This window comes from Streptomyces sp. NBC_00669 (assembly GCF_036226785.1).
GTDB lineage: Bacteria > Actinomycetota > Actinomycetes > Streptomycetales > Streptomycetaceae > Actinacidiphila.
In genome coordinates this window covers 3043490-3066370 of the sequence record NZ_CP109018.1, presented here as the reverse complement: position 1 = coordinate 3066370, position 22881 = coordinate 3043490, and the positions used below count along the sequence as shown (strand labels likewise).

Sequence of the window (22881 nt, the reverse complement as noted above, 5' to 3'; positions counted from 1 at the left end):
AGATGACTCTCGTCTTGACTTGGACAATGTCTATCGTAGGATCGAGTCTGACACCGGCTGAGAGGCCCGGCGGCGGCCGAGGGTCAGCCCGACACCAGGGAGACATGACGTGACTGCTCAGGAGACGGCTCCGCTGACCACGGAGTCCGGCGCGCCCGTTGCGGACAACCAGAACAGCGAGACGGCCGGCCTCGGCGGTCCGGTGCTCGTGCAGAGCCAGCACCTGCTGGAGAAGCTCGCCCACTTCAACCGCGAGCGCATCCCGGAGCGCGTGGTGCACGCCCGCGGCGCGGGGGCGTACGGCACCTTCACGCTGACCCGCGACGTGTCGCAGTGGACGCGCGCGAAGTTCCTCTCCGAGGTGGGCAAGCAGACCGAGACGTTCCTGCGCTTCTCCACCGTGGCGGGCAACCTCGGGGCGGCGGACGCGGTGCGCGACCCGCGCGGCTTCGCGCTGAAGTTCTACACCGAGGAGGGCAACTACGACCTCGTCGGCAACAACACGCCGGTGTTCTTCATCAAGGACGCCCTCAAGTTCCCCGACTTCATCCACACCCAGAAGCGCGACCCGTACACCGGCTCCCAGGAGCCGGACAACGTCTGGGACTTCTGGGGGCTGAGCCCGGAGGCCACCCACCAGGTGACCTGGCTCTTCAGCGACCGCGGCATCCCCGCCTCCTACCGCCACCTCAACGGGTACGGCTCGCACACCTACCAGTGGAGCAACGAGGCGGGCGAGGTCTTCTGGGTGAAGTACCACTTCAAGACCGACCAGGGCATCAGGAACCTCAGCGCCGAGGACGCCGCGCGGCTGGCCGGCACCGACCCGGACTCCCACCAGCGCGACCTGCGCGAGGCCATCGAGCGCGGCGACTTCCCGAGCTGGACCGTGCAGGTCCAGGTGATGCCGGCGGCCGACGCGCCGGGTTACCGCTTCAACCCGTTCGATCTCACCAAGGTGTGGCCGCACGCTGACTACCCGCCGATCGAGATCGGCCGGCTGGAGCTGAACCGCAACCCGGAGAACGTCTTCGCCGAGGTGGAGCAGTCCGTCTTCAGCCCGGCGCACTTCGTGCCCGGCATCGGCCCCTCCCCGGACAAGATGCTCCAGGGCCGGCTGTTCGCCTACGGCGACGCGCACCGCTACCGGGTCGGCGCCAACGCCGACCACCTGCCGGTGAACCGCCCGCACGCCACCGAGGCACGCACCCACGCCCGTGACGGCCACCTGTACGACGGCCGGCACAAGGGCGCCAAGAACTACGAGCCGAACAGCTTCGGCGGCCCCGTCGAGACCGGCCGCCCGCTGTGGGAGTCCACCGCCGTCGCCGGCGCCACCCAGTACGGCGCCGCGCCCTCGCACGCCGAGGACAACGACTTCGTGCAGGCCGGCGACCTCTACCGGCTGCTCGACGAGGACGCCAGGACACGCCTGATCGACAACCTCGCGGGCGCCCTCGCCCAGGTCTCGCGCGAGGACATCGTCGAGCGGGCGATCGCCAACTTCCGCCAGGCGGACGCTGACTACGGCAAGCGGCTGGACGCCGCGGTCCAGGCCCTTCGCGGCTGAACCAGCGCTTGACCGTAAAACCGGAGGGGGCCGGACGCCACGGGGCTCCGGCCCCCTCCGGGGTATCCGCCTGCCACGAGCCCGACAGGCGTTATGCGTCCTTCGGGCCCTACGCCGGCACCGCGGACCGGGCCGGCGCCCACAGGCGGATGATGTCGCGGACCGAGACCACGCCCACCGGCTCGCGGCCGTCCAGCACGATCAGGTGCCGGAAGCCGCCGTGCACCATCGCGGCGGCGGCCTCCTCCAGGGTCCACGCCGGTGCGGCGAAGACGACGTCGGTCGTGGTGTGGGCGTGGGCGTGCTCGTCGTCGGGATCGAGGCCGGCGCCGACCGCGTCGAGGATGTCGCGCTCGGTGAGGATGCCGAGGCCGCAGGTGTCGGTGTCGAGGACGATGGCCGCGCCGACTCGGCGGGCGGACATCAGGCGGGCGGCCTGGCGGAGGGTGTGGGCGGGGCCGATGGTCAGGACCACCGTGCTCATCGCGTCGCGGACCAGCATGTGGGGGCACCTCCAGAAAGGGGGTGAGCCGTCCGCGCAAGCCTGCCGTGGCCTTCCGTGAACGGTTTCACATATTCACAAGCGGGGGTATTCTCATGTTCACATGCTGTTCCGCGTGAGGCAAGGGTCAGGAGCGTCCCAAGTACCCCAGCAGCTCCTCGTGCAACAGCCCGTTCGACGCTGCCGCGTTGCCGCCGAACGGCCCCGACTCGCCCTCCAGCGAGGTGAACCGGCCGCCCGCCTCCCGCACGATCACGTCGTTCGCCGCCATGTCCCAGACGCTCAGCTCCGGTTCGGCGCAGATGTCCACCGAGCCCTCGGCTACCATCATGTACGGCCAGAAGTCGCCGTACCCGCGGGTCCGCCAGCAGTTCCGGGTCAGGTGCAGGAAGCCCTCCATCCGGCCCGCCTCCTCCCAGCCGTGCAGCGAGGAGTACGCGAACGAGGCGTCCTCCAGCCGGCCGACCCGTGAGACGTGCAGCCGGGTCGCCGAGGTCAGGCTGCGCCCGGTGTACGCGCCGCCGCCCTTCGCCGCCCACCAGCGCCGGCCCAGCGCGGGCGCGGACACCACGCCGACCACCACCTCGTCGCCGCCCTCGCCGCGCACCGCGAGCGAGATCAGCGTCGCCCACACCGGCACGCCGCGCACGTAGTTCTTGGTGCCGTCGATCGGGTCGATGATCCACCGCCGGGCGCCGCCGCCCTCGCTGCCGTACTCCTCGCCGAGTACCGCGTCCCGTGGCCGGGCCCGGCCCAACTGGCTCCGGATCAGCTCCTCCGCGGCCCGGTCGGCCTCGGTCACCGGGGTCAGGTCCGGCTTCGTCTCCACCTTGAGGTCGATCGCCTTGAACCGCTCCATGGTCGTGGCGTCGGCGGCGTCGGCGAGCACATGGGCCAGCCGCAGGTCGTCGTTGTAATCGGGCATGTGCCGAACAGTATCGATTCGGCCAGGTCCGCGGCCATCACGTCCACGGCGCCTGCGCGGGCCCGCGGGCGGGACCGCCGGGCCCGGCCCGACACAGACCGTCGCGGAGCCTTGACAGCGCGTCGGCCCGCGTCAATTCTTTCGGCACGCCCGCTGCCCGCGGCCCACGACGCTTGCGGTATTGGGGAGGCAACGATGCCTACCGTGCGCGAATCGCTCCTCGAAGCGGCGTTCACCGCGCTCGCCGACCGGTCGTGGACCGAGGTCCGGATGGTCGAGGTGGCCGCGGCGGCAGGAGTCTCCCGGCAGACCCTCTACAACGAGTTCCACAGCAAGGACGGGCTGGCCCGCGCACTGGCCCGGCGGGAGACCGACACCTACCTCGCCGGCGTCGACGAGGCGCTCGCCCGCGCCGAGCGGGACGGTGGCGACGCCGGCGAACGGTTCGCCGCCGCGGCCGGCTGGACGCTGCGCCACGCCCGCCGCAGCCCGCTGGTCCGCGCGGCCCTCGCCGGCGACCGCACCTCGCACCCGCCGCTGCCCGACCTCGCCGACGCGCTGCGCGCCCGCGCCGCCCTCTCCCTGACCCGCGCCTTCCCCCGGCTGCCCGCCGACGACATCGCCTGGGCCTGCGACGCCGCCATCCGCCTCACCGTCTCCTACGTCGTCGCCCCCGCCCCGAGCGACGAGGACGCCTGCGTGCGGATCGCCCAGCTGGTCCGCAGCCTGCTGGCCCGGCACCGCAGGTGACGGGACGTCAGGAGACGTGCTGATGGCGGACCTTGGCGGGACGTCAAGCCTGGGACCGGCCGTTGACGTGACGTCAGGTGCGCGCGGCAGCGGTTCGGCCGGGCGCCGTGCGCGGGTGGCTCCGGGGCCGCGGGCGGCGCGGGGGCAGTGGCAGGAGCGAGGTCGGCGGCAGGCGCGAGGTCAGTGGGAGGAACCGGAGATCTGCAGGCCGATCACTCCGAGGATCACCAGCGAGATCGACACGAGCTTCAGCGCGGAGACCAGGTCACCGAGGAAAGCCATGCCGTAGATCGCGGTGCCGGCCGCGCCGATGCCGGTCCACACCGCGTACGCCGGTCCGACGTCGAGCTTCTTCAGGGAGAGGGTCAGCAGGCCGAACGAGCCGAGGGCGAACAGGCAGAAGGCCACCGTCGGCCACAACCTGCTGAAGCCGTGGGACAGCTTCAGACTCACCGCGAATCCTGTCTCGAAGAGCCCCGCGACCACCACGAGAAGCCAGGGCATCGGGTGTGCCTCCGTATCCGTATCCGTCGTTCCGCCGTGCGTCGCACGCCTGTGTTCGCAGCCGATCATCACACAGCCGGGCCGGGGAACCGATGGGGGTACCGTCAGTCTCCTTCGTGCGGCTCACGTGTCGCCAGCAACCGCCGCAGCGAGTCCAGTCGGGCGGGCTCGGCATGACCTGCGGCTACCCACGCGTCCAGCGCGCAGTCCGGCTCGTCGTGCGAACAGCCGCGCGGGCAGCCCTCCGTGCCCGGCACCAGGTCGGGGAAGGCCAGCACCACCCGGGACGGATCGATGTGCGCCAGGCCGAAGGAACGCACCCCGGGAGTGTCGATCACCCAACCGGAGTCGCCCGGCAGCGGCAGCGCGAGTGCCGAGGTGGTGGTGTGCCGGCCGCGGCCGGTGACCGCGTTGACCACGCCGGTGGTCCGCTGCCGCTCCACCAGCGCGTTGACGAGCGTGGTCTTGCCGACGCCGCTGTGTCCGACGAGCGCGGTGACATGTCCGGCCAGCCGCCGGCGGATCTGGTCCACCCCGCCGCTCAGGAAGTCCTCCCGGTTGGTGACCACGTACGGCACGTCGAGCGCGCCGTACGTCTCCAGCAGCGGCTCGGCCGGCGCGAGGTCGGACTTGGTGAGCACCAGCAGCGGGGTCAGTCCCGCGTCGTAGGCCGCGACCAGGCAGCGGTCGATCATCCGGGGGCGCGGCTCGGGGTCGGCGAGCGCGGTGACGATGGCGAGCTGGTCGGCGTTGGCGACCACCACCCGTTCGTACGGGTCGGTGTCGTCGGCGGTGCGGCGCAGCACCGAGGTGCGCTTCTCCACCCGCACTATCCGGGCCAGGGTGTCCTTGACGCCCGACAGGTCGCCCACCACGGCCACCCGGTCGCCGACCACCGCGGACTTGCGGCCCAGCTCGCGCGCCTTCATCGCGGTGACCTCGCGGTCGTCCACCAGGACGGTGAGCCGTCCGCGGTCGACGGTGAGCACCATGCCCTCGGCGGCGTCCTCGTGCTTGGGGCGGATCGAGGTGCGCGGGCGGGTGCCCCTGCTGTTGGGGCGGACCCGGATGTCGTCCTCGTCGGGGTTCTTGCCGTAGCGGCGCATGGCGGCCGTCAGCCCCGCCCCGGCCCGGTGCCGGCGGGCCCGGGCGCGGCCCCGGGCCGGGCCAGCATGCCCGTCCACAGTTCGGCGAAGTCCGGCAGCGTCTTCGCGGTCGTCGCGATGTTCTCCACCTCGATGCCGGGCACCGCCAGACCGAGCACCGCGGCCGCCGTGGCCAGCCGGTGGTCGTCGTAGGTGCGGAACACCCCGCCGTGCAGCGGGCGGGGGCGGATCAGCAGGCCGTCCTCGGTCTCGGTGACGTCGCCGCCCAGGCCGTTGAGCTCGGTGGCGAGCGCGGCCAGCCGGTCCGTCTCGTGCAGCCGCAGGTGGGCGATGCCGGACAGCTCCGAGTCGCCGTCGGCGAGCGCGGCGACCGCCGCGATCACCGGAGTCAGCTCGCCGACGTCGCTCAGGTCGGCGACGAGCGGGCGCAGCCGGCCGCTGCCGGCGAAGGTCAGGCCGTGGTCGGTCAGCTCGCAGGAGCCGCCCATCCGGGTGAAGATGTCGCGCAGCGCGTCGCCGGCCTGCGAGGTCAGGCGCGGCCAGCCGGGCACGGTGACCCGGCCGCCGGTGACCAGGGCCGCGGCCAGGAACGGCGCCGCGTTCGACAGGTCGGGCTCCACCGTCAGGTCGCGGCCCAGCAGCGCGCCCGCGGCGACCCGCCACACGTTGGCGGTGCCGCCGTCCTGCGGGGCGTCGACCTTGGCGCCGGCCTTGCGCAGCATGTCGACGGTCATCCGGATGTGCGGCAGCGACGGCAGCCGGTGGCCGGTGTGCCGCAGCTCCAGGCCCTTGTTGAAGCGCGGGCCCGACAGCAGCAGGGCGCTGACGAACTGGGAGGACGACGACGCGTCGACGTCCACCGCGCCGCCGGACAGCGACCCGACGCCGTGCACGGTCAGCGGCAGCGAGCCGCGGCCCTCGTCGTCGACCCGGGCGCCGAGCGCGCGCAGGGCGTCGATGACGCCGTGCAGCGGGCGCTCGTACGACCGCGCGTCGCCCTGGAAGCGGACCGGGCCGTCGACGAGCGCGGCCACCGGGGGCAGGAAGCGCATCACGGTGCCGGCGTTGCCGACGTCGACGGTGGCCGGGCCGTGCAGCCCGGCCGGGATGATCCGCCACGCCTCGCCGCCGTCGGGGTTGACCGTTTCGTCGATCTGCACGCCCATGGCCCGCAGCGCGTCAGCCATCAGCATGGTGTCGCGGCTGCGCAGCGGGCGGCGCAGCCATCCGGGTTCCGCGGACAGCGCGGCGAGCACCAGGGCGCGATTGGTCACCGACTTCGAGCCCGGTACCTGGACGGTCGCGTCCACGGCAGCGGGCGCGGTCGGGGCCGGCCACAGGTCGGTCTGCGCGGTGCTGTCGGTCATGGGCAGCAAGCCTAGTGGCTCGGGTACGGGGAGATAAGTCGGCGAAAGCGGCGAAATCCGCTGGAAACAGGGTGCGGCTACCCTCGGCCCCGCCAGGTCTCTGCCGTGTGGCCCGCGGTGAGGAGGCGCGCCCCGGGACCGCCGATCCGGGCACCGGCGCCCGGGACGGTCCCGGATACGGCCCCGGGCTGATGACCTGATCAGCGGCCACCGTCGGATCGGCCCGGCCCGCGCCGGCCCGGCCCGGACCCGTTCCTACCGGATCAGCAGCCAGCGGCCGCCCGCGAACAGCGAGCACAGCGCGACGACGTAGAACAGCAGCAGCCACAGGGCCGCCGGGGTGTGCGTCAGCCGGGCGAGCTGGTCGGCGTCGGAGGAGCCGCTGCGGTCCCTGCGCCGGGAGCCCTGGAGCTCAGCGACCGGCCGCGCCCCGCCCAGCAGCAGGAACCACACCACCAGGTACGCGAACGCGGCCTGCACCTGCGCGTCGGTCAGCCAGGACACCAGCAGGAACAGCGCGCCGGTGACGACGACGGTCAGCACCCCGTACGCGTTGCGGATCATCACCAGCATCACCAGGAGCAGCGCGGTCGCCCCCCACAGCAGCGCGGTGATGTGCCCGGCGGTCAGCAGTCCCGCCCCGGCCAGGCCGAGCAGCGGGGGAGCGGTGTACCCGGCGGCGGCGGTCAGCACCATGCCCGGGCCGTGCGGCTTGCCCTTGGAGACGGTCAGGCCCGAGGTGTCGGAGTGCAGGCGTATGCCCTGCAGCCGGCGGCCGGTCAGCAGCGCGATCAGGCCGTGGCCGCCCTCGTGCGCGATCGTCACCGCGTTGCGGGTGACGTGCCAGGCGCCGCGCACCACCACGGCGGCGAGCGCGATCAGCGCGGTCGCCCCCACCAGCCAGTGCGAGGGGTCGGGCTGCGTACCGGTCAGCCGGTCCCACATCTCGGTGATGCTCGCGACGTTCATGCGGTGCTCGTTCCTCTCGCTTCTCCCGCGGCCCCGGCGGTGCCGGTTCGGTAAGGGCCGGGCGGTCGGGCCGGGTTGGGGGTCGGGTCGCCGGTCGGGTGGTCGGGTCGGACGGTCGGTCGGGTCGTCGGCGGGATCGTCCCGGCCGGATCGTGCGGCCGGGCTGTCAGTCGGGCCCGCGGTCGTGGCAGTGTGGCAGTCATGTGCGGTCGATATGCGGCGAGCCGGAAACCCGAAGATCTCGTCGACCTCTTCGAGGTCCAGCGGTGGGACCCCACCGAGAGCCTCGCGCCCGACTGGAACGTCGCTCCGACCAAGGACGTCTACGTCATACTCGACCGACCTGTGCGGGACTCCGGTTCCCCCGATCCGGTACGACAGCTACGGCCGCTGCGCTGGGGCCTGGTGCCGTCCTGGGCGAAGACCCCCGACGTCGGGGTGCGGCTCATCAACGCCCGCGCCGAGACCGCCGCCGAGAAGCCGTCCTTCCGCCGCGCGCTCGCCGCCCGCCGCTGCCTGGTACCCGCCGACGGGTACTTCGAGTGGGTGACCGGCGTCCAGGAGCGGCAGCTGGAGGAGGAGGGCCGCAAGAAGCGCTCCCGCAAGCAGCCGTACTTCGTCACCCCCGCCGACGGCTCGGTCTTCGCGATGGCCGGGCTCTACGAGTTCTGGCGCGACGGCACCCTGCCCGACGGCCACCCGCGCGCCTGGTGGGCCACGTGCACCGTGCTCACCACCGAGGCCGAGAGCACCGACCTGGCGGGATACGACGGCACCGGTCCGCGCGCGCTCCACGACATCCACCCGCGGATGCCGCTGATGATGACCCCGGACCGCTGGAACGCCTGGCTGGACCCGGGCACCACCGACCCCGACGTGCTCCAGGACCTGCTCTCCGCCCCGCCCGCCGGGCTGCTGCGGGCCCACCCGGTCGGCACCGCCGTCAGCAACGTGCGGAACAACGGACCGGAGTTGGTGGTGGAACTGCCGGCGCCGGAGGAGGAGATGCTCTTCTGATCCGCGGCGCTCCGGGTCTGGTCCGCGCCGCTCCCGGCCGGGGCGGGCGCCGTTCCCCCGCGCCGCGCCGGGGCTCTGGCAGGCTTGGCGGGTGGACACCCCTGACGCCGAACTCGTCGACACCCCAGCGGGCCCGGCCCGGATCACCTGGCACCGCCCCGAGGGCCGGGCGCGCTGCGTGCTGGCCCTCGGGCACGGCGCGGGCGGCGGCATCACGGCCCGCGACCTGGCCGCGCTGGCCGCCGCGCTGCCCGAGCGCGAGGTGAACGTCGCGCTGGTCGAGCAACCCTGGAGGGTCGCCGGGAAGAAGATCGCACCGGCGCCCAGGACCCTGGACGTCGGATGGACCGCGGTGTGGCCGCGGCTGGCCGCGCCCGGGCTGCCGGTGGTGGCCGGCGGGCGCAGCGCGGGGGCCCGGGTGGCCTGCCGCACCGCCCACCCGCTGGGCGCGGCCGCCGTCCTCGCGCTGGCGTACCCGCTGCACCCGCCGGGCAAGCCGGAGAAGTCCCGCTACGAGGAGCTGGCCGGCGCCGCCGCCGTACTGCCGCTGCTCGGGGTGCAGGGCGGCGCGGACACGTTCGGGCGGCCCGAGGAGTTCCCGGCGGACCGCCGGCCGGTGGAGGTGCCCTACGGCGACCACGGCTTCGTGGTGCCCAAGCGGGCGCCGGTCACCCAGGAGGCGGCACTCGCCCTGCTGACCGGAACCGTCGCGGAATGGCTCACCGGGCTGGGGTTCGCCGCCCCGGCGTGAACGCTCTCCACCCGGCGTGGTAGGCCGTGCGGGCGCAGTTCTCCTTCCCGGGAATGACGACAGCGCGCGCGCTGTTGTGCGTGTCGACAGGGACCGCGCCGGCGGTACCACACAGGGTGAGAGAGGCAGCCGCATGGTTTCAGCCGCATGCCGGTCACGCGAGGAGGCCGCCGCACAGGTGAGCGCGCAGTCCGCGCCGCTCAGCGCCGGTCAGGCCGCCGCCGCGCCGTACCTGGACTGGACCCGGTGGCCGGAGCAGGACCGAGGCAAGGGCACGACCAGCACGTCCACCACCCGTGCAATATCCTCCCAAGCGGGCGGGTCCACTTCTGGGCGCGCCGGCGTTATCGAGGAGGTGGGTCCGGTCACCGGCACCGACGACAGCACGGCGAGCACCGCGGGTGCGTCCGGTTCGGGGGTGCCACCCGTGCCTACGGCCACGGGGGCGGCACAGGAGACCGAAGCGCAGCGCAGCCGGCGTTTCGAGCGGGACGCGCTGGAGTTCCTCGACCAGATGTACTCGGCCGCACTGCGGATGACCCGCAATCCGGCCGACGCTGAGGACCTGGTGCAGGAGACCTACGCGAAGGCGTACGCGTCCTTCCACCAGTTCCGCGAGGGCACCAACCTCAAGGCGTGGCTGTACCGCATCCTCACCAACAGCTTCATCAACTCCTACCGCAAGAAGCAGCGCGAGCCGCTGCGCAGCGGCTCGGAGGAGATCGAGGACTGGCAGCTGGCGCGCGCCGAGTCGCACATGTCGACCGGCCTGCGCTCCGCGGAGTCCCAGGCGCTGGACCATCTGCCGGACTCCGACGTGAAGACGGCGCTCCAGACCATCCCCGAGGAGTTCCGCATCGCGGTGTACCTCGCCGATGTCGAGGGCTTTGCCTACAAGGAGATCGCGGACATCATGGGTACTCCCATCGGCACCGTGATGTCGCGGCTGCACCGCGGGCGTCGCCAGCTTCGCGAACTGCTGGAGGACTACGCCCGGGACCGCGGACTCGTCCCCGCGGGCGTGGCAGATGAGAAGGGCGCGGATTCATGAGCTGCGGAGACGCACATGAGACGGACTGCTCCGAGGTGCTCGACCACCTCTACGAGTACCTCGACGAGGAGATGTCCGACGATGCCTGCACCAAGTTCCGGGAGCACTTCGACGAGTGCCACCCGTGCCTGGAGAAGTACGGCCTGGAAGTCGCGGTCAAGAAGCTGGTGAAGCGCTGCTGCGGCTCCGACGACGTACCGAGCGACCTGCGCTCCAAGGTGATGATGCGGATCGAGCTGGTCCGGCGCGGCGAGGCCGTGCCCGAACAGGACGCGCTCAGCGCCGAGATCACCACGACCGAGGCACCCTCCGCGTGACCGCCGGGCCGGTCTGGCAGCCCGGCCCGCGCACCGCTCCGCACCCGCCCCGAACCTGCCGCCACCGCCCGAACTCGCGGCCGCCTGAGGGCTTTACGCCCTACCACGCGACCGTCTGGACGCCGTCAAGCCGCTCGGCCGTACATCACTCCTACGGGTGAGTGGTGGTCCCCCCTTCCGGCGTAATGGCGGCAAAACCCTCATAGCCGCCCGCTACGGCCCTATCCTCCTGAGTCTCGTACATCTTCGTACGGACAGGAGGCTGTCGCCGTGTCACCCGCGCACCGCCGCTCGCAGCCGCCCGCGGTCTGCTGGGGTTCCGCCTGTGCCCGCCGGGTCCGGCAGGAGGCGCAGCAGGCGACCGTACAGGCCCTGCTGCAGGCCCTGGAACTCAAGGACCCCTACACCAGGGGCCACAGCGAGCGGGTCGGCAGGCTGGCCGCGCTCATCGCCCGCGAACTCGGCGCGCCCGCGGCCCGGGTGGAGGCGGTCCGGCTCGGCGGCACCCTGCACGACATCGGCAAGCTCGCGGTGCCCACCGGGCTGCTGCGCAAAAACGGTCCGCTGACGGACGAGGAGCGACGCGTGGTCCAACTCCACCCGGTCGACGGCGACGGGGTGCTGCGCGGCATCTCCGTGCTCGGAGAGGCCCGCCCCGCGGTTCTGCACCACCACGAGCGGATCGACGGCACCGGGTACCCGTACGGCCTCGCGGGCGGGCGGATTCCGGAGGCTGCCAGGATCGTGGCGGTGGCCGACGCGTTCGACGCGATGACGTCCACGCGCACCTACCGTTCGGCCCGGCCGCACGCGCCCGCGATGGCCGAGTTGCGGCGGTGCGCCGGCACGCAGTTCGACCCGATGATGGTGGAGGCGCTGGCGGGTGCGCTGGCGGCGCGGCCGCGGTTCGCGGTGCCCGCGGTGCCGGCGGCGCCCGTCGTTCCCGACCCGGTGGCCGTACGCGACGGGCGCGACGTATCCGGCGTATTCGGTGCACCGGCCGAACCGACCGCACCAGCCGCACCGGTCGAACCAGGCGCACCGGCCCGGCTCCGGCCGCTGCCGGCGCTGTGCGGGGCGACCGCGGCGGTCGAGGGACCCCTGCTGGCCAGGGTGCCCGCGCACCCTCCGACCTGGGCATGGTTGGATGCCGGTGCGAAGGGCAAGGGAGTCGGGTGAGGCCCGCGTTCCGCAAGCGGCGGGCTCGGGCTGAGACAACGGCCAGAATGTGCAAGGTTGGTGTCGTACAGGGTGGTACGGGCCGCATCGGGCCGACCGGCTGAGCGGGCAGGCGGGATACGACGTTGAAGATCTTCGGAAGAGTGCGGCACCGGCCGTCGCCCACGTGGCGCCAGGCCACCGACCGGGCGTTCACGCTGATCGACGACGGTCGCTACGAGGACGCCGGCGCGCTGCTCACCCGTGCCGCCGATCTGGAGCCCTGGCTCTCCGAGTCCTGGTACAACCTCGCGCTGCTGCACAAGTTCCGGCACGACTGGGCGCAGGCCCGGATCGCCGGGCTGCGCGCGGTCGCGCTGCTGGACCGCCCGGTCGGCGCCCCGGACTGGTGGAACCTCGGCATCGCCGCCACCGCGCTCCAGGACTGGCCGCTGGCCCGCCGCGCCTGGCAGGCGTACGGGCTGCGGATGCCGGCCGGGACCGCCGAGCGCACCGGCGAGGAGTCCGTGCGGCTGCCGCTCGGCAGCGCCGCGGTGCGGCTGTCCCCGGAGGGCGAGGCCGAGGTGGTCTGGGGCCGCCGGCTCGACCCGGCCCGGATCGAGGTGCTCTCCATCCCGCTGCCGTCCTCCGGCCGCCGGTGGGGCGAGGTGGTGCTCCACGACGGCGTGCCGCACGGCGAGCGTGCCACCGAGCGCGGCTCCGGTTCCTCGGTCTACCCGGTCTTCGACGAGATCGAGCTGTGGGCGCCTTCGCCCGTGCCGACCTGGCTGGTGCTGCTCGAAGCCGGCACCCAGGCGGACCGCGACGCCCTGGAGCGGCTGGCCGCCGAGGCCGGATACGCCGCCGAGGACTGGTCGTCCTCGGTCCGGCTGCTGTGCCGCACCTGTTCCGAGAGCCGGATGCCCACCGACGACGGCTCCTCCGCGACGCGCGACCCGCACGACCACGGCGAGCCCGGGCATCCCGGTCACCTCAGCCACCTCAGCCCCGCCGGGGAGGAGCCGGGCTGGACGCCCGAGCGGGAGTGCGGCATCGCCGCGCCGGCCGGCCTGGTCCGCGGGCTGCTCGAAGGGTGGGTGGCCGACAGCCCCGACACCCGGGACTGGCGGGACCTCGAAGAGGTGTGCTGACCCTCGAAGCGGTGGGCGTCGACGTGGTGTGCCGAGCATCACGACGGCGGCATCGCGCCCTTGCGCGGTCCCGTACCCTGGGAAGGATCACTTACAGGTTCCGGGAAGGCGTACGGCGGAGATGTCCCAGCAGCACACCGAGCAGCAAGTCGACTTCGTCGACGACGTGACCGACGCGGCGGACCGCGAGTCGGCCCACCGCGAGCGCGGCACCGCTCGTCCCATCACGGTGGTCGGCAACCCGGTGCTGCACCGCGAGTGCAAGGACGTCACCGCCTTCGACGACAGCCTGCTCGCCCTCGTGGACGACATGTTCGCCTCGCAGCGCGCCGCCGAGGGGGTCGGCCTCGCCGCCAACCAGATCGGCGTCGACCTCAAGGTCTTCGTCTACGACTGCGCCGATGACGACGACGTCCGCCACGTCGGTGCGCTCTGCAACCCCGTCCTGGTCGAACTCCCCGCGGACCGGCGCCGCCTCGACGACTCCAACGAGGGCTGCCTGTCCGTCCCCGGCGCCTACATGGAACTCGCCCGCCCCGACTACGCCGTCGTCCGCGGCCAGGACCTCCAGGGCAACCCGGTCGTCCTCCAGGGCACCGGCTACTTCGCGCGCTGCCTCCAGCACGAGACCGACCACCTCTACGGCCGCCTCTACATCGACCGCCTCTCCAAGCGCGACCGCAAGGACGTCATGCGCCAAATGGCCGAGGCCACCCCGAAGTTCGAGACGGTCCCCAACGACTGACCCGCCCCCCGTGGCCCCTTCGCGTCCTCCTCGCGTCAGCGGTTGACGGTCTGGTCTTCGCGCACGGTGACCTGGAACTGCTTGCTGGACTGGCCGTTGGGCAGCCCCGGGGCGCTCGGCGGGCCGTCGGGGTCGGCAGACGGGGTCCACGTGACCTCCCACACGACGCTCGCCTTCAACGGGTAACCGCCGTTCGGCGACGCCTTGTCGTAGGTGACGTTGCACCCCGCGTCCTTGGTGTTCACGCTGTACTTCCCGCCCGACGCCTTCAGGTCGTACGTGCAGTTCTGCGGGTCCGCGTACTGCGTCCCCGCGTCCACCGTCAGCCGCACGGGCACGGCCGTGGTGGTCGCCGCCACGTGAATACCGAAGGCCGGGTTGTCCAGACTCGCGGTCACCCACACCTTCGGCAGCGCCTTGTCGAACGCGATCTCCGTATCCAGGTTCACGAGTTGGTTCTGGGCGATGGGTCGCAGCGTGATATCCGGCTTCGGCAGAATCGTCCGATTGAACGCGAGCCCGGCAAGCGTCTTGGGGTCGACGGTCGGAATGTCCGGCGTGGACGGCTGGTCGGGGGCGATCCACTTCCACGGGTCGAGGGCGGCGCAGGCGTCGGCCTTTGAGATGTCGGGAGTGACCAGTTGATACCAGCCGCCCTTGTCACCCTTGTGGTAGTCGTTCGCGCCGTAGTCGCTCGCCATCTGCGCCCAGGCTGATTGCGCCGACGTGTAGTGGCTGTTGATGTAGTCCGAGAACTGCTTCGGAGTGAACTCGGGCTCGTACCAGCACGGCGGGGGGGACCAGTTGGAGGTGGCGGGCGCGGTCATCGGTACGCCGGCTCCGTGGTAGCTCTTCTTGTAGCTGACCTTGGACTGGATCGTGGTGGGTGCCGAAGGCGGCTTCGGATCGTCCGACTTCGGAGGTGGGTCCGACGACCACCCAGTGCCTGCCTGACTTGGCGCCCCGAGCAGCACAACTCCGCAGGCGGCGGAGAGCACTACGGTTGCTGCCCGAAGCGCTCGCTTGCTCAGCGCTTGCACTGTGTCGCCCCCTTCTGGTTGTTGTATGTCGTGGTGTGCCAGATGCCATCCGTTCCCTTGAGCATGCGCGAGGTGTGGAAGACGAAGTCGGTGATGCTCGGAGTGGTCATCACAGCCTTCCCGGTTTTGAGATTCTTGTCGTAGGCGGCGGACTGGTCCTCGCAGAAACTCACCGCGGCAACGGTGGAACTGCTCACCGTTACCTTGCGGTTGTAGATCTGGAGCGTGCCGGTGATCGAGCGGTCATCCTTCTTGCCCGCATCGATGGAAGCGCTCCAGCCCTCGGAGGCGTCCTGGGTGACGTACTTCGTGAAGACCGGAAGCGTTTTGTCGAGCTTGGTGATTGCGAGGTAGATCGCTTGCACCGCGTACCCCTGGTCCCGTAGCACCGCGTCTTTGGTCGGGTCACCGGTCTTGTCCGGGGCCACTACGATCTTGAAATCGCTCGGGAAGTCGAACGTCGGCGCGCTGGGGTCCGCCGCGGGCGTCGTCGGTGGGGCCGTGGTTTGCGACGCAGTCGTATCACTGGGGGTCGGGCTCGACGCGATCTTCTTGTCGTGGCCGCCGCCGCACGCCGTGAGGAGGAGGGCTGCTGCCGTGAGGGTGCCCGCAGCCGCGCTGAACTTGGTTCGGGGTGCCATTGTGTTGCCAGTCTCCCGTGGTCAGTGTGCGCAGACGTGACGGGAGTGACGGGCATGGCCGCGCCGAGGAGTTGGTGTGTGCAGAGCCCCCCCGGGCCGGCCCCCCTTCACGGTGGCCACATTCTGCAACGTTCGGTGCCCTACGTTAGCTGTCGTCACGTAGTGCGTCCACGACGGTCAGGCCGGCAGGGCGAGTTGACGCCGTTCCGCGTCGGCCTCGGCCTGGGTGACCTCCTTGGGGTGGCCGTCGCGTTCCTTCTTGACGTATGCGGCGAAGGCCCGCGTCTTCGTGCTGGTGCCACGGGCGTTGCCGGACAGGTCGGTGGCCCAGGTGACGGCGGCGGCACCGACCCACACGTCGCCCTTGCCGCCGGCCATCTGCTGGTCGGCCGTGTGCAGGGCGTTCGCCACGGAGTCGAGGTCGCGTTCCACGACCGTGTAGAGGGTGTTGAGGGCCTGCCACATGGGGCTGGGGACCTTGTCGCTCATGGAGTTCGTCCGTCCGCTCTCGGTCACTTCTTCTTCATCGGGAGGGGTTTCAAGGTGCCCAGCGTGGGCGGGAGATCACTGCCCTGGCAGCCCAGCGCGGCGGCGACCTTCACCGCGGGGGAGTACAGCAGGCGGACGCCGGCCTCGCGCTTTTCGGCGCTGCCGACGGCGTCCAGGCCCATGGTGTCTGCTTCGGCCGTGATGTAGAAGGCGCGGCTTGTCGATGCCAGCGCGCCTGGAAGAGGGCACGTGAAGCTCAAGTAGGACGTGTTGTCGAACGACGAGGCGCCGTACGCGAGATCGTATTCGGTCTGGTCGGGTTCACTGCCCGCGGATTTGTCATGAGGGTTTCGTTGCCACCACTGAAAGGTGATCTCCAGGCCCGACGACACCAGTCCTCCGACCACACCGAGGAGACACAGATCGAGTTGCTTCTGGTCGCTGGTGTCGTCAAGGTCCGCGCGGAGCGCGCTCGCGACTTGCTTGACTGTCCGTTCCTCGGCGGCGAGCGCGGGGTACAACTGCTTCTTCCCGGTGATTTTCCGCAACGCCGCGATCCCCTGTGCATCGAAGGAGTGACCACAGGCGCTCTGCATGCTGAACGGAGGATGGGCTGAGGCGGCTGGCGCGGCCTTCTTCGAGCTGCAGCCGACCATCAGCGAAGCGCCGAGCGCGACGAGTACGGCCACAGCAGTGACGCCGTGGCGACGGGATGTGTGAATTCCGATCATCATCGGTTCCTGTCCCATCAGCTGGTCTCCGGCAGGTTGCCGCCTTGTTCCTGGTCGAGGCTTCCTGTGTCGTAGCCGATCAACTGCGCCTGGCGCAGTGCCGAGTTCAATTGGGTCAATTGATCGTTGCTCCAGTGCTTGGAGTGGCCATCGTCGACGAGTTGCTGGGCGGGAACCCAGGACCCCTGCCTGCCGGCGTAGTAGACGCCGGCTGCCTTGCCCTGCCGCACATCGGCCAGGTTGCGGTGCTGGGAGTCCGAGTAGTCGCCGATGTTCTTGCTGATCTGGTCGTCGATCTGGTCGTGGACGTCGTCGGTGACGAGCGGGACGATCGTGGCGCCGATGCCGGACTCGGGTTCGGGTGCGAAGGCGAAGACGCCGCCGGTGATGAGGCCCGCGACCATCTGCTGTCGCTCGGAGCGCTTGTCGACGCTCTCGTTGAAGTCGGCGTCCTGCTTGTCGCCCTTGGCCTTGTACTCGTCGATCCAGCCGCGGTCCATGATGCCTTGGAGTTGGGCGCCTATGCGGATGGCGTTCTGGCTGTCGGTGCTTTGCACCTGGCCGTTCTTGTCGATGACGGGAGGGTGGGCGTTCAGCACCGAGGTGGTGTACGCCTGCTGAGCGTTGGTCACCGAGGTGTAGGCGTCGTCGTCGTGGGCGAGAGTCCCCAGGAATGTCTCCAGGTGGGCTCCGTCGAAGTGCGCCCGGTCCTTCGGCGGCCTGCCGCTGCTCGTTCCGCTGTAGACCGAAAGGTCGTTGTCGTCGTCCAGTCCCCAGTCCACGTCGTCGATGTACGCCGCCGTGATGCGGCCGAGGCTCGGGCCGATGCCGGACTGGCGGGCGAGGAGGTCGGCGCCGCTGTCACGCGTCTTGACCTTGTCCGTGCCGGTCGCCTGCTGGCCGTAGCGGTTGACGACCTCGGTCATCACCTTGGCGGTGTCCTTGGTGCGGTGGAGTTGGGGTGGGTTGGCGTCATAGGGGGAGCCCATGGTCGCCGACTCCAGTGCGTGGCCGAGGGACTTGTAGCCGGCGATGGTCTTCGCGGAGTGGCTGGTGGTGGAGTCACCGGGCCAGTTGCGGGTCTCGGTGAGGTAGTCGAAGTTCTTGCTGTTCTCGAAGAAGGTGGTGGAGGCCGCGGGGTTGTGGCCGAGCGCTTCCATGAATCCCGTCATGGGGTCCGTGCCGCCGTCGTTGGCGGCGCCGTAGTGCATCCGGTCGTAGATCATGTCCGGCTGGTCCCAGGGAAGGACGTCCTTCTCGAGGACCTGCTTTTGCAGGCCGCCGGTGACATCGCTGGTGTTCGCCTTCTCGAAGGCGATCAAGGACGTCCCGTAGCTGTCGAGGAACGTCGTGTCGTAGGTGCCGTTGCGCATCAGGTCGCTCATCACCTGGAAGCCGTAGACGTGCTGGTCCGGTCCGTCACCGACGTCCGTGCCGCCGAGGGAGATCATGGTCTTCTTCCACTGCCGCATGGCCGGGTCGTCGTTGCGGGTCGCGGTGGCCAGGGTGGTGCCCATCGACTTCTCCAGGCCGCCCAGGAGCTTTTCCCGCTCCTTCTGGTCGGCTGACAGGCCGACGTTGCTCCGCGGGTTGGTCGTGAACTGCCGTGGGTCGGTGACGGCCGCGTAGAACCGCAGGGTGCCGGCCGGGCCGAGTCCGGTGGCGAACCGCTCGGCGAAGTCAGGGTTGTTCTCGTGCAGTGCCAGGAGGTCGTTGAGCTGCTCCAACTGTGCGTTGCTGAGCTTGCTCGGGTCGGATGTGGCGAGTTTGGCGAGCTTGACGGCCTGCGCGGAGTCGCGGCGCACCTGAGCGGGCGAGGAGGTGTCCACCATGCCGTCGTCGATTTCGACCATGTGCTTCGAGCCGGGATACGGCTGCTCCGTCTGCTGGGCCAGGAAGAGCCGCTGCCGCAGCATGGGGAGTTGGTCCTGCGCCCACGACAGGTGCCTGGTCACCGCGGCGAGGGTGGAGGTGTCCAGTCCGAGGTAGGTGGCCCGGCTCATCCAGTCGCGCACCACGGGTTGGGCGCTCGTGGTGCCGTCGTGGCCGGTGTGGCTGTTGATCGTGGTGATGAACGTGTGCAGTTGCTTCGGATCGATTCCGCTGAACGTGCTGCCGTCGTCTGCGCGCCGTGACATGGCGAGCCCCCCCGGGTTGCCATTGGTTGCCATTGTTCGGTCTCGTACGCAGGAGGTTAGAACACGGGTACGGAGAGTGTCCAAGGTGGCTGATGGGAGGCGATGGGACGGGCGATGGGAGGAGAAAGGAGGACGGCCCCGCCCAGCAGGACGGCCCCGCCCAGGACGACGGCCCCGCCCAGCAGGGCGGGGCCGTCACGGCAGGTGCGGGGTCAGAAGTCCTCGTCCAGGGAGACGGTGCCCTCGACGGCGACCTGGTAGGCGGAGGGACGGCGTTCGAAGAAGTTGGTGAGTTCCTGGACGCCCTGGAGCTCCATGAAGGAGAAGGGGTTCTCCGAGCCGTAGACCGGGGGGAAGCCGAGGCGGGACAGGCGCTGGTCGGCGACGCACTGGAGGTACTCGCGCATGGAGGCGGTGTTCATGCCGGGCAGGCCGTCACCGCACAGGTCGTGCGCGAAGAGGAGTTCCGCCTCGACCGCCTCACGCATCATATCGGTGACCTGGTCGCGCAGTTGGGCGTCGAAGAGTTCGGGCTCCTCCTTGCGTACGGTGTCGACGACGTCGAACGCGAAGGACATGTGCATGGTCTCGTCACGGAACACCCAGTTGGTGCCGGTGGCCAGGCCGTGCAGGAGGCCGCGGGAGCGGAACCAGTAGACGTAGGCGAAGGCGCCGTAGAAGAACAGGCCCTCGATGCAGGCCGCGAAGCAGATCAGGTTGAGCAGGAAACGGCGGCGGTCGTCGCGGTCGTCGAGGCGGTCGACGGTCTCCACGGAGTCCATCCAGCGGAAGCAGAACTGCGCCTTCTCACGGATGGACGGGATGTTCTCGACGGCGGCGAACGCGGCGGCGCGGTCGTCGGGGTCGGGCAGGTAGGTGTCCAGCAGGGTCAGATAGAACTGGACGTGGACGGCTTCCTCGAAGAGCTGGCGGGACAGGTACAGCCGCGCCTCGGGGGAGTTGATGTGCCGGTAGAGGGTGAGCACGAGGTTGTTGGAGACGATGGAGTCCCCGGTGGCGAAGAACGCCACGAGCCGTCCGATCAGGTGCTGTTCGGCCGGGGAGAGCTTGGCGAGGTCGGTGACGTCGGAGTGGAGGTCGACCTCCTCGACGGTCCAGGTGTTCTTGATGGCGTCGCGGTAGCGCTCGTAGAAGTCGGGGTAGCGCATCGGGCGCAGGGTCAGTTCGAAGCCCGGGTCGAGCAGGTTCTTCACGGCGGGGGAGGTCCCGTCCACGGTCCCGCTCGTGGTCCCGTTCGTGGTCCCGTTCGCGGTGGTGTCGGTGGTCATTACTGGCATGCCTCGCAGGACTCGGGGTTCTCAAGGGAGCAGGCGATCGCGTCGGCGTCGGCGATCACGGGTACGGCGGCGGGCGCGGGTACGGACGCGGACGCGGCGGAAGAAGCGGAAGCCGCGGAAGAGGCCCCGGAAGCCCCGGAAGCCCCGGAACCCCCGGAAGAAGCCGCGCGGGCGATCCGGGTGGCCGGCCGCGACCGCAGGTAGTACGTGGTCTTCAGCCCCCGCTTCCACGCGTACGCGTACATCGAGCTGAGCTTCCCGATCGTCGGCGTCTCCAGGAACAGGTTCAGCGACTGGCTCTGGTCGAGGTACGGCGTACGGTCCGCGGCCAGATCGATCAGCGCGCGCTGCGGCAGCTCCCAGGCGGTGCGGTACAGCTCCCGCACCTCCGCCGGAATCCAGTCGAAGCCCTGGACCGAGCCGTTGGCCTCCCGCAGCGCCTCCCGGGTCCGCGGGTCCCACAGGCCCAGCCGCTTGAGGTCGGCCACCAGGTAGGAGTTGACCTGGAGGAACTCGCCGGAGAGCGTCTCGCGCTTGAAGAGGTTGGACACCTGCGGCTCGATGCACTCGTAGACGCCGGCGATGGAGGCGATCGTCGCGGTGGGGGCGATCGCGAGCAGCAGCGAGTTGCGCAGGCCGGTGGTGGCGACACGGGCGCGCAGCGCGGTCCAGCGCTCCGGCCAGTGCGGGGCGGCGCCGAAGTGGTCGGGGTGCAGCACGCCGTCGGAGGTACGGGTCTGGTCCCACGCGGGCAGCGGGCCGTTGCGCTCGGCGAGGTCGCAGGACGCCTCGTAGGCGGCGAGCATGATCCGCTCGGAGATCTTCGTGGACAGCGCGCGGGCCGCCTCGGAGCCGAAGGGCAGCCGGAGCCGGAAGAAGACGTCCTGCAGCCCCATGATGCCCAGACCCACCGGCCGCCAGCGGGAGTTGGAGCGCCCGGCCTGCTCGGTCGGGTAGTAGTTGATGTCGACCACCCGGTCCAGGAAGGTGACCGCGGTGTGCACGGTACGGTCCAGCCGCTCCCAGTCGATCGCGTCGTCGATGCCGTCCGCGCCGCCCGCCGTACCGTCCCGCGGTGCGATCACGAACGCGCCCAGGTTCACCGAACCCAGGTTGCACACGGCCGTCTCGGAGTCGTCCGAGACCTCCAGGATCTCCGTGCACAGGTTCGAGGAGTGCACGGTCCGGCCGGGGCGGGCGGTCTGGTTCGCGGTGCGGTTGGCGGCGTCCTTGAACGTCATCCAGCCGTTGCCGGTCTGCGCGAGGGTGCGCATCATCCGCCCGTACAGCTCGCGGGCCGGGAGGGTACGGCGGGCCAGGCCGGCCGCCTCGGCGCGGCGGTAGGCGGCGTCGAAGTCGGCGCCCCACAGGTCGACCAGCTCGGGGACGTCGACGGGGGAGAAGAGCGACCAGTCCGCGTCGGCGTCGACCCGGCGCATGAACTCGTCCGGGACCCAGTGCGCGAGGTTGAGGTTGTGGGTGCGGCGGGCGTCCTCGCCGGTGTTGTCCCGCAGTTCGAGGAACTCCTCGATGTCGGCGTGCCAGGTCTCCAGGTAGACCGCGGCGGCTCCCTTGCGGCGGCCGCCCTGGTTCACCGCGGCCACCGAGGCGTCGAGGGTCTTCAGGAACGGCACGATGCCGTTGGAGTGCCCGTTGGTGCCGCGGATCAGCGAACCGCGGGCGCGCACCCGGGAGTAGGGGATGCCGATGCCGCCGGCGTGCTTCGAGAGGCGGGCCACCTCGTGGTAGCGGCCGTAGATCGAGTCCAGCTGGTCGAGCGGGGAGTCCAGCAGGTAGCAGGAGGACATCTGCGGGTGGCGGGTGCCGGAGTTGAAGAGGGTGGGGGAGCTGGGCAGGTAGTCCAGCGCGCTCATCAGCCGGTACAGGTCGGCGACTTCCTCCAGCGCGCGGCCGCCGCCCACCTCGGGCCCGCCGCCTGCCGTGGCCGGGCCGCCGGGCGCGGTGACGCCGTCGTCCTCGGCGAGGCCCGCGGCGACCCGCAGCATGAAGTGCTGCGGGGTCTCGATCACCTGGCGGGTGATCGGGTGCCGCAGCAGGTAGCGGCTGTGCAGGGTGCGCAGGCCGAAGTAGCCGAAGCGGTCGTCGGCGCGGTCGGCGAGCGCCTGGTCGACCAGCGCGTCCAGCCGGGCCGCGTGGGCGGCGACGAAGGCGGCGGTGCGGTCGCCGACCAGGCCCTCGCGGTGGCCGACCGCGATGGAGGTGGTGAAGGAGACCGCGCCCTGGCCGGCCGCCTCCTCGGTGATCGCCGCGCTCAGCAGGCGGGCGGCGAGCCGGGAGTACACCGGGTCGTCGGAGATCAGACCGGCGGCGGCGTCGATGGCGAGGGTGCGCAGTTCGGCGCGGTCGGCGCCGGTGCTGCGGCCGCGCAGGGCGGCGGCGGTGACCCGGCCCGGGTCGGCGTCGGGCAGGTCGGCGGTCAGTTCGACGAGCATGCGAAGGAGTTCGGCGCCGGCACCGTCCGCGGGCTCCGGCACCCGCGGCCGGCCGGGGGGAGCGGTGGCGGGGGCCGCCGAGGAGGTGGCGGCGGTGGGCGCGGGGGCGGTGGGCGCGGTGGTCACGGTGGTGCTCTCCCTCATACGCGGCGGCGGCCGCGCGGAGAGCGACGAGAGGCATGGCGGGGCCGTTTTCCGGCACGCCGCC

General features: G+C 71.1%; 22 protein-coding genes. 9 read left to right on the top strand and 13 right to left on the bottom strand.

Annotated features, from left to right (window positions below):
* Positions 1-109 precede the first annotated feature (109 nt).
* Complete coding sequence (locus tag OG896_RS12340; RefSeq protein WP_329365000.1) at positions 110-1570, top strand: catalase; 1461 nt, start codon at positions 110-112, stop codon at positions 1568-1570.
* Positions 1571-1679: 109 nt separating this feature from the next.
* On the opposite strand, the gene OG896_RS12335 is transcribed toward OG896_RS12340, so the two are convergent.
* Both OG896_RS12335 and hisN read right to left on the bottom strand, forming a co-directional pair.
* Positions 1680-2072: a CBS domain-containing protein gene (locus tag OG896_RS12335; protein ID WP_328469041.1), complete on the bottom strand. Its 393-nt coding sequence runs from the start codon at positions 2070-2072 to the stop codon at positions 1680-1682.
* 127 nt (positions 2073-2199) lie between these two features.
* The gene (gene hisN, locus OG896_RS12330; protein WP_329364998.1) at positions 2200-2997 is read right to left on the bottom strand and encodes a histidinol-phosphatase; all 798 of its coding nucleotides are present in this window, start codon (positions 2995-2997) and stop codon (positions 2200-2202) included.
* Positions 2998-3192: 195 nt separating this feature from the next.
* On the opposite strand from hisN, the gene OG896_RS12325 reads away from it, so the two are divergent.
* Positions 3193-3747, top strand: a complete 555-nt coding sequence (locus tag OG896_RS12325; RefSeq protein ID WP_329364997.1) for a TetR/AcrR family transcriptional regulator — start codon at positions 3193-3195, stop codon at positions 3745-3747.
* 180 nt (positions 3748-3927) lie between these two features.
* On the opposite strand, the gene OG896_RS12320 is transcribed toward OG896_RS12325, so the two are convergent.
* The 4 genes from OG896_RS12320 to OG896_RS12305 all read right to left on the bottom strand — a co-directional run bounded on the left by OG896_RS12320 (position 3928) and on the right by OG896_RS12305 (position 7693).
* Entirely contained in the window at positions 3928-4251 is a 324-nt protein-coding gene (locus tag OG896_RS12320; protein WP_328469047.1) for a DMT family transporter, read from the bottom strand.
* A 104-nt stretch (positions 4252-4355) separates the two neighbouring features.
* Entirely contained in the window at positions 4356-5357 is a 1002-nt protein-coding gene (gene rsgA, locus OG896_RS12315) for a ribosome small subunit-dependent GTPase A (RefSeq protein ID WP_329364994.1), read from the bottom strand.
* A gap of 8 nt (positions 5358-5365) precedes the next feature.
* On the bottom strand, positions 5366-6724 hold the full coding sequence (aroA, locus tag OG896_RS12310) for a 3-phosphoshikimate 1-carboxyvinyltransferase (RefSeq protein WP_329364993.1): 1359 nt from the start codon (positions 6722-6724) through the stop codon (positions 5366-5368).
* A gap of 255 nt (positions 6725-6979) precedes the next feature.
* Complete coding sequence (locus OG896_RS12305) at positions 6980-7693, bottom strand: M50 family metallopeptidase (RefSeq protein WP_329364991.1); 714 nt, start codon at positions 7691-7693, stop codon at positions 6980-6982.
* Positions 7694-7894: 201 nt separating this feature from the next.
* Between OG896_RS12305 and OG896_RS12300 the strand changes: the two genes are divergently transcribed.
* The 7 genes from OG896_RS12300 to def all read left to right on the top strand — a co-directional run bounded on the left by OG896_RS12300 (position 7895) and on the right by def (position 13883).
* Positions 7895-8710 (top strand): SOS response-associated peptidase, encoded by an 816-nt coding sequence (locus OG896_RS12300; RefSeq protein ID WP_329364989.1) that lies wholly within the window; start codon positions 7895-7897, stop codon positions 8708-8710.
* 91 nt (positions 8711-8801) lie between these two features.
* A complete protein-coding gene (locus tag OG896_RS12295) occupies positions 8802-9461 on the top strand; it encodes an alpha/beta hydrolase family protein (RefSeq protein WP_329364988.1) in 660 nt (219 codons plus the stop codon).
* Positions 9462-9879: 418 nt separating this feature from the next.
* On the top strand, positions 9880-10512 hold the full coding sequence (locus OG896_RS12290; RefSeq protein WP_328474474.1) for a sigma-70 family RNA polymerase sigma factor: 633 nt from the start codon (positions 9880-9882) through the stop codon (positions 10510-10512).
* A complete protein-coding gene (gene rsrA, locus OG896_RS12285) occupies positions 10509-10829 on the top strand; it encodes a mycothiol system anti-sigma-R factor (protein WP_329364986.1) in 321 nt (106 codons plus the stop codon). The genes OG896_RS12290 and rsrA overlap by 4 nt, the downstream gene beginning before the upstream one ends.
* Positions 10830-11099: 270 nt before the next feature.
* Positions 11100-12008: an HD-GYP domain-containing protein gene (locus tag OG896_RS12280; RefSeq protein WP_443057012.1), complete on the top strand. Its 909-nt coding sequence runs from the start codon at positions 11100-11102 to the stop codon at positions 12006-12008.
* A 125-nt stretch (positions 12009-12133) separates the two neighbouring features.
* Positions 12134-13138, top strand: a complete 1005-nt coding sequence (locus OG896_RS12275) for a tetratricopeptide repeat protein (RefSeq protein WP_328469062.1) — start codon at positions 12134-12136, stop codon at positions 13136-13138.
* A gap of 121 nt (positions 13139-13259) precedes the next feature.
* Positions 13260-13883 (top strand): peptide deformylase, encoded by a 624-nt coding sequence (def, locus tag OG896_RS12270; RefSeq protein ID WP_329364984.1) that lies wholly within the window; start codon positions 13260-13262, stop codon positions 13881-13883.
* Positions 13884-13918: 35 nt separating this feature from the next.
* Here def and OG896_RS12265 read toward each other — a convergent pair whose 3' ends face one another.
* The 7 genes from OG896_RS12265 to OG896_RS12235 form a co-directional block, all read right to left on the bottom strand.
* On the bottom strand, positions 13919-14710 hold the full coding sequence (locus OG896_RS12265) for a hypothetical protein (RefSeq protein ID WP_329364983.1): 792 nt from the start codon (positions 14708-14710) through the stop codon (positions 13919-13921).
* A 200-nt stretch (positions 14711-14910) separates the two neighbouring features.
* Positions 14911-15564: a hypothetical protein gene (locus OG896_RS12260; RefSeq protein ID WP_329364982.1), complete on the bottom strand. Its 654-nt coding sequence runs from the start codon at positions 15562-15564 to the stop codon at positions 14911-14913.
* 177 nt (positions 15565-15741) lie between these two features.
* Positions 15742-16053 carry a hypothetical protein gene (locus OG896_RS12255; protein WP_329364980.1) on the bottom strand — a complete coding sequence of 104 codons (312 nt, stop codon included), beginning with the start codon at positions 16051-16053 and terminating at the stop codon, positions 15742-15744.
* Positions 16054-16076: 23 nt separating this feature from the next.
* Positions 16077-16802, bottom strand: a complete 726-nt coding sequence (locus tag OG896_RS12250; RefSeq protein ID WP_329364978.1) for a hypothetical protein — start codon at positions 16800-16802, stop codon at positions 16077-16079.
* Positions 16802-18922, bottom strand: a complete 2121-nt coding sequence (locus tag OG896_RS12245; RefSeq protein WP_329364977.1) for a hypothetical protein — start codon at positions 18920-18922, stop codon at positions 16802-16804. The genes OG896_RS12250 and OG896_RS12245 overlap by 1 nt, the downstream gene beginning before the upstream one ends.
* A 212-nt stretch (positions 18923-19134) precedes the next feature.
* Entirely contained in the window at positions 19135-20211 is a 1077-nt protein-coding gene (locus OG896_RS12240; protein WP_443057245.1) for a ribonucleotide-diphosphate reductase subunit beta, read from the bottom strand.
* Positions 20211-22817 (bottom strand): ribonucleoside-diphosphate reductase subunit alpha, encoded by a 2607-nt coding sequence (locus OG896_RS12235; protein ID WP_443057010.1) that lies wholly within the window; start codon positions 22815-22817, stop codon positions 20211-20213. Before OG896_RS12235 ends, OG896_RS12240 begins: the two co-directional genes overlap by 1 nt.
* Between the last annotated feature and the right edge of the window lie 64 nt (positions 22818-22881).

What these genes read in the sequence shown, in the direction of transcription:
- OG896_RS12335 (WP_328469041.1), bottom strand. Translation starts at nt 2,072, where the DNA reads ATGCTGGTCCGCGACGCGATGAGCACGGTGGTCCTGACCATCGGCCCC.
- hisN (WP_329364998.1), bottom strand. Translation starts at nt 2,997, where the DNA reads ATGCCCGATTACAACGACGACCTGCGGCTGGCCCATGTGCTCGCCGAC.
- OG896_RS12325 (WP_329364997.1), top strand. Translation starts at nt 3,193, where the DNA reads ATGCCTACCGTGCGCGAATCGCTCCTCGAAGCGGCGTTCACCGCGCTC.
- OG896_RS12320 (WP_328469047.1), bottom strand. Translation starts at nt 4,251, where the DNA reads ATGCCCTGGCTTCTCGTGGTGGTCGCGGGGCTCTTCGAGACAGGATTC.
- rsgA (WP_329364994.1), bottom strand. Translation starts at nt 5,357, where the DNA reads ATGCGCCGCTACGGCAAGAACCCCGACGAGGACGACATCCGGGTCCGC.
- aroA (WP_329364993.1), bottom strand. Translation starts at nt 6,724, where the DNA reads ATGACCGACAGCACCGCGCAGACCGACCTGTGGCCGGCCCCGACCGCG.
- OG896_RS12305 (WP_329364991.1), bottom strand. Translation starts at nt 7,693, where the DNA reads ATGAACGTCGCGAGCATCACCGAGATGTGGGACCGGCTGACCGGTACG.
- OG896_RS12300 (WP_329364989.1), top strand. Translation starts at nt 7,895, where the DNA reads ATGTGCGGTCGATATGCGGCGAGCCGGAAACCCGAAGATCTCGTCGAC.
- rsrA (WP_329364986.1), top strand. Translation starts at nt 10,509, where the DNA reads ATGAGCTGCGGAGACGCACATGAGACGGACTGCTCCGAGGTGCTCGAC.
- def (WP_329364984.1), top strand. Translation starts at nt 13,260, where the DNA reads ATGTCCCAGCAGCACACCGAGCAGCAAGTCGACTTCGTCGACGACGTG.
- OG896_RS12265 (WP_329364983.1), bottom strand. Translation starts at nt 14,710, where the DNA reads ATGACCGCGCCCGCCACCTCCAACTGGTCCCCCCCGCCGTGCTGGTAC.
- OG896_RS12260 (WP_329364982.1), bottom strand. Translation starts at nt 15,564, where the DNA reads ATGGCACCCCGAACCAAGTTCAGCGCGGCTGCGGGCACCCTCACGGCA.
- OG896_RS12255 (WP_329364980.1), bottom strand. Translation starts at nt 16,053, where the DNA reads ATGAGCGACAAGGTCCCCAGCCCCATGTGGCAGGCCCTCAACACCCTC.
- OG896_RS12250 (WP_329364978.1), bottom strand. Translation starts at nt 16,802, where the DNA reads ATGGGACAGGAACCGATGATGATCGGAATTCACACATCCCGTCGCCAC.
- OG896_RS12245 (WP_329364977.1), bottom strand. Translation starts at nt 18,922, where the DNA reads ATGTCACGGCGCGCAGACGACGGCAGCACGTTCAGCGGAATCGATCCG.
- OG896_RS12240 (WP_443057245.1), bottom strand. Translation starts at nt 20,211, where the DNA reads ATGACCACCGACACCACCGCGAACGGGACCACGAACGGGACCACGAGC.
- OG896_RS12235 (WP_443057010.1), bottom strand. Translation starts at nt 22,817, where the DNA reads ATGAGGGAGAGCACCACCGTGACCACCGCGCCCACCGCCCCCGCGCCC.